At 42.1% G+C, this 5770-nt stretch carries 4 protein-coding genes and 1 pseudogene; 2 read left to right on the forward strand and 3 right to left on the reverse strand.

The window, feature by feature from the left end:
- Positions 1-492: pseudogene (locus tag AABI99_RS17230) on the forward strand (alanine--glyoxylate aminotransferase family protein); the annotation flags it as partial.
- A gap of 14 nt (positions 493-506) precedes the next feature.
- On the forward strand, positions 507-1802 hold the full coding sequence (locus AABI99_RS17235; protein WP_338367357.1) for an allantoate amidohydrolase: 1296 nt from the start codon (positions 507-509) through the stop codon (positions 1800-1802).
- Positions 1803-1872: 70 nt separating this feature from the next.
- Here AABI99_RS17235 and AABI99_RS17240 read toward each other — a convergent pair whose 3' ends face one another.
- The 3 genes from AABI99_RS17240 to AABI99_RS17250 all read right to left on the reverse strand — a co-directional run bounded on the left by AABI99_RS17240 (position 1873) and on the right by AABI99_RS17250 (position 5553).
- Positions 1873-2433: a YrbL family protein gene (locus AABI99_RS17240; protein ID WP_338367358.1), complete on the reverse strand. Its 561-nt coding sequence runs from the start codon at positions 2431-2433 to the stop codon at positions 1873-1875.
- Between the two features lie 420 nt (positions 2434-2853).
- Positions 2854-4392 (reverse strand): glucan biosynthesis protein, encoded by a 1539-nt coding sequence (locus tag AABI99_RS17245; RefSeq protein ID WP_338367359.1) that lies wholly within the window; start codon positions 4390-4392, stop codon positions 2854-2856.
- A gap of 408 nt (positions 4393-4800) precedes the next feature.
- Positions 4801-5553: an SDR family oxidoreductase gene (locus AABI99_RS17250; RefSeq protein WP_338367360.1), complete on the reverse strand. Its 753-nt coding sequence runs from the start codon at positions 5551-5553 to the stop codon at positions 4801-4803.
- Between the last annotated feature and the right edge of the window lie 217 nt (positions 5554-5770).

The following is a 5770-nucleotide window of genomic DNA, read 5'->3' on the forward strand; positions in this document are numbered from 1 at the left end:
TCAAACTACTTTGATTTAGGCATGATCATGAATTACTGGGGCGAAGAGCGCCTCAACCACCACACCGAAGCCACCAGCATGCTGTATTGCGCATCAGAATGTGCGCGCATTGTTATTGAAGAAGGTGTAGATAACTGCGTTGCCCGCCACAAGCTACACGGCGATGCCATGCTAACGGGTATTCAAGCTCTAGGTTTAAATGTATTTGGCGATTTAAACCATAAGATGAACAACGTAGTAGGTGTTTATATCCCCGAGGGCATTAATGCTGATCACGTCCGCGCTCAAATGCTAACCGACTTTGGTATTGAAATTGGTACCTCGTTTGGCCCGCTGCATGGCAAAATTTGGCGTATTGGCACCATGGGTTACAACGCCCGTAAAGATGCCGTACTGCAAACACTGGCAAGTTTAGATGCCTGCCTACATGCCAACGGTTACAAAGGCCCTAAAGGCGAAGCCGCTATTGCCGCCCTTGCCCATTATAAATAAAAAAAGGATTTAGCATGACGATTGCAAGCCCCTCTCTGGCGCCATTATTAAATAATGAGCTAGCTACCACCTATGCTGCGCGCGCCTTAGCGCGCTGTAAAACACTCAGTGGCCTATCGCAAATGCAAGGTGGCATTCACCGCGTGTATTTATCAAAAGAGCACAAAGAGTGTAATAGCGTTACTGCTACGTGGATGGCTGAGGCGGGTATGCAATCGTGGCAAGACGAAGTCGGCAATTTATGGGGTCGGCTAAAATCGTCAAACCCAAACGCTAAACGCTTAATTATAGGCTCCCACCTCGACACCGTACCCAATGCCGGTGCATTTGATGGCATTTTAGGTGTGTTACTCGGTATTGAAATCGCCGCCCTTGCGCATACACTTAAGCTTGATTTGCCGTTTCATTTAGATGTTGTGGGTTTTTGTGATGAAGAAGGCACCCGCTTTGCCACCACATTAATTGGCTCAAAAGCACTGGCGAACGAGTTTGACCCGCAGTGGTTAAATATAGAAGATACAAACGGCATTACTATGCGCCAAGCTATGCTTGATTTTGGCCTAAACCCAGATGATTACGCAAGAGCTGCGCTTAACAAAAACGAGTTACTCGGTTATTGGGAAACCCACATAGAGCAAGGCCCCGTGCTTGAGTCGGTAAATCAGGCGTTAGGCATTGTCACAGCCATTGCAGGCGCCAAACGCGCTATGATCACGCTATCAGGCCAAAGCGGCCATGCAGGCACTACACCAATGAATTTACGCCAGGATTCGTTAGCAGCCTGCGCCGAGCTTACCCTTGCCATAGAGCAACTAGCAAAAAGTGCCAGTAATGGTGAAGTAGCCACCGTAGGGCAAATTCAAGCACGCCCAAGCGCTACCAATGTTATTGCCGGTAAAACGACAATAAGCCTAGATGCACGCGCTCAAAACGATAACGACCTAGCAGTATTACTTAATGCAATACATACCCGCGCGGAGCAAATTGCAACATCGCGTAATTTAACGCTCGATTGGCAATGGACACACGCGGCCGATGCCGTAGCGTGCGATACTCAAATCCAGCAATTGTTTTCTAGCGCATGTAAATTAAATAACCAAGCATCGCCTTCACTTGCCTCTGGCGCTGGGCACGACGCCATGGCCATAGCCCCTATTTGCCCTGTGGGTATGCTATTTATGCGCAGCCCTGGCGGGATAAGCCATCACCCAGCGGAGACCGTGATTGAAAACGATGTAACAAAAGCACTTAGCGTAATGTACAGCGCACTTGTGCTTTACATTAAAGAGCTTGAGGAGTCGTTGAAGTAAGTGAAGCACATGGTAAAGCAATTAACACTTAGTATAAGGCGAGTTAAATAACTTGTTCGTATTTAAACACTTATTTAAGGTATAGGCCGTGCTTGTTTAAACTCGCCTCAAAGCGCTGCCATCTTCTATCAATTTTACGCTTGGCCATTGTGCTTAGGTAATTACTAATAGGAAAAAACTCGGTATTGCCAATATCATCAACAATGACACAGCTTTCAATGGCGCCGTTATTATTAATACAGGCAATGTTTCTAGGCTTTATTTCTTTGGTAATAACTAAGTTTTCTATTAAATAATCTTTTAACTTTAATAGCGGAGCCGCTAACGCTTCACTATTTGGCTCATTTAAATAATGCTCTAGCGTTTTAGAAGTTTGATTATTAGAATCGACTACTAGGTCAAACACATAGCCTTTACCAATATTGGTTTCTACCGCACCATGGTAGCGCGTTAATAAATCCCACTGAATGTTTTTGTTATTAAGACGCTGATAATATGCAAGCTCTTCGTCTTGTTCGTGAGAGAACCCTTCATGACTTACTTTTATACATAAGTTATCTATACTTGGGTGCTTGTAACAAGCTCTGTGAGTCCCTTTACCTATTAGTAAATTGTTGTCTAATATTATCAAAACCGTTTTTATCCTAGCCTGAAGTTTTTATAAATGTATTGAGCACACACGCTTTAAATTGCACGCTTAGTATCTACATCTATTAATGCAGCTTTTATTACTTTGTCAGAAATAAAGTAGGCATATTCGTTAAATAAGCCGACCATTTTAACTATGAATTAGGGATTATCAAGGTAAATTAAGAGGGAGAGTGAATATAAACTGACTAAAATAGACGCGTTTTTGTTTTATTATAAAAAATATGCACAACCCTTAGCAGAACAGTTAATTAAAAACACACGTATATTGCACTGCTTTACCATTAAATTAATATCAAACAATAGAGCCGCCTTAGCCAACCTTCGCTAAAACATTTATTTTGCAGTTATTCGGGTGGCTACATAAAACTAATTATAGGACCACCCGCTTAAATTTTTATAGTTACTCAATCGTTACTTTTGCATCACTCACCCATGTTTCGGTTATCGCCTCTTCGTTTTTATCAACCAAATACGCGCGTATGCTTACGGGGTCGTTATTGCTCTGTTTGTAGTCAAACGCTAATCGCCATTGGTTAGTACCCACTATAGGATAAGCACCCATTGGCTCAAGTATTTCGCCGTTACTGGCTTCAACAATAGGCTTTATGCCACTTTCTCTATCTAGGCCTTTAAATACTGGGCCTTCAAAATCAATCACCATTTTGTTTACGCCCTCAGGAATAGGCTGGCCAGGAATTCCGCCCTGGCCTTGGCGAGTATTAACAACGCTTGCTAGGTTTTTTGATTTTGGATCGAGTGGACGCCACTCAATATCATAAGAAAAGGTAAACTCATCGCCTTTACGTACCTCTTTTTCAGGCACCCAATAGGCAACAATGTTATCAAACGTTTCATCTTTTGTAGGAATTTCGATTAGCTGTACAGCACCTTTACCCCAGTCACCCGTAGGCTTGATCCACGCTGATGAGCGCTTATTATAAAATACGCCGTCGTCTTGGTAATTATTAAAATCACGATCCCTTTGGATTAAACCAAAGCCTTTAGGGTTTTCATCATAAAAGCTATTGGTCGACACCGACTGCGGGTTATTTAACGGTCGCCAAATGTACTGTCCTGACCCCGTATGAATCGCTAAGCCATCGCTGTCGTGAATTTCTGGGCGCCAGTCTTTCGCTTGGATTTTATCTTTTTGTGAGTACCAATACATACTGGTTAGCGGCGCTATACCTAAGCGCTCTACATCGGCGCGCATATACAAATTAGCACTTACAGAGGTAACATGCCCTTTAGCTTCTTTGTTATCTTTACTTAAACCAAACCGATAAGCACCTGTAACAGAGGGTCCCTCAAGCAATGCCCACACAGACATACTTTCGCCTTTGTTTTCTGCAGGGCCTAGCCAAAATGCCGAAAAGCGTGGAAATTCTTCTGGCTCACTCATGCCGGTATTAATTGCAATACCGCGAGCCGACAACCCATATTGCCCCTGAGGGCCATCAGTTCTAAAATAAGACGCCCCCAAAAACGATATCCAATCTGGTTTTATATCGGGACGCATAATTCTAAAGCCTGCAAACCCAAACCCTTCTGGTAGGTCGTGGGCTGGGCTGTCGTCAGGCATATCAAAAAGCGCATTATTAAAAGGCAGTTCTCTAACGTTGTTTTTATCATCTCTGATGAAAATACTTACCGGCTCAGGAAAATATCGCCCAGGGTAAAATAATTGTACCGGTGCCTTTTTGCCATTTGGGTAGAGGGTTTCATCTTCTTTAAAGCGTATTTTCCAATGTTCGTCATAGGTAATTTTATCAATAAGCTCAGGTGCAGGCACTTCCACAGGCGTATAAGGTTTTTTGGCCGAGGCTTTTGCCATTGCTTTTAAATCTTCAAAAGTAAACTTAGCACTTGCTTGTGCTTGCGCCGCATATAACGACATAGAGGAGGCAATAATAGCGGCAATAAATAACTTTAACTTCATAAAAAGTATCTCTAATAAAGGGAGTCTAAAAATAAGCGCCCAGTACGAACGCCTAACTTAAAATGCTTGTAAAGATATTACACACCACAATATGAACTCGCGTTTACTAAAATAAAGTTATTTGGCGAAGCTTTTATGCTTAGCTGTGTTTGGGGGAGGTTGTGTTTGAATAGTTGTATTTAATAAATGCGGCTGATATAGCTTTTACTTAGTTAAAGCCAGCTAGTGCTTTAAAATCGAAATACTGATCTGTGCGTCGCTGCTACGCTTAGTATAAATACCTGATTAATGCAGGCTTCTCAACAAAAACTGAGAAGTCGAGTAACATATTCAATCCTTTTTTAGCCTATAACACCCACTTAAAAGTGTTAAGCGTGAGGAATTGCCATTACATTGGTTTACTATGTATTAAAGACCACCACATAAGTCTAAAAAATTCCCTGTCGAAAACGATGACTTTGCTGATGAAAGCCAATAAATAGCTTCGGCCACCTCCTCAGGTTCACCTCCACGCTTAAGAGGAATAAGCTCCTTTAACCTTTCTACTCTTTCAGGTTCACCACCATCAGCGTGCATTTGCGTATTAATTAGCCCAGGACGCACACAATTAACTCTAATTCCTTCACAGGCAACCTCTAGTGATAAACCTTTAGTGAGTGTATCTATAGCCCCTTTTGAGGCAGCATAATCAATATATTCATTCGGTGAACCTAAACGAGATGCCCCCGATGAAACGTTTACAATAACACCACCGTTTCCGCCATGGCGTGTAGACATACGCTTTATGGCCTCTCGACAGCACAAGAAGTAACTAGTCACGTTGTTTGCTAAAATAGTATTAATTCTTTCAGCTGTTAAATCCTCCAAACGCGACTGCTTACGTAAAATACCAGCGTTATTAACAAGTACTGATAAAGGACCTAGCTCGGCATCAATTTTTTTAAACAGCCTTACCACATCATTCTCAACCGAAACATCTGCTTGGACTGTAATACAACGATTACCCGCAGCCCTAATATCGCTTGCGACAGCTTCGGCCGAAGCTAGATTAGACTTGTAATTGATACAAACGGCATACCCTTTTGATGCAAATAATTTAGATGTAGCAGCACCAATACCTCGACCTCCGCCCGTTATTAAAACCACTTCTGTGTTATTCATAAGTCATCCTTAAATAATGATGATGGAGGAATATGGAATGCATTACTAAACAATAAGTAGTTGGCATAAATTAGCAATACTTAGCAAGAAGCTGCATTTTGTACACAAGTTTTCTTTATCCCTAACTCTTCGTGAAAATTCATTGTGACATTAAAAGTCAGTATGTAGTGGCATAGTTAATTTGGCCACCCATTAAGAAAGAAATGTTATGCTAATA

This window comes from uncultured Pseudoalteromonas sp. (assembly GCF_963922945.1).
Taxonomy (GTDB): domain Bacteria; phylum Pseudomonadota; class Gammaproteobacteria; order Enterobacterales; family Alteromonadaceae; genus Pseudoalteromonas.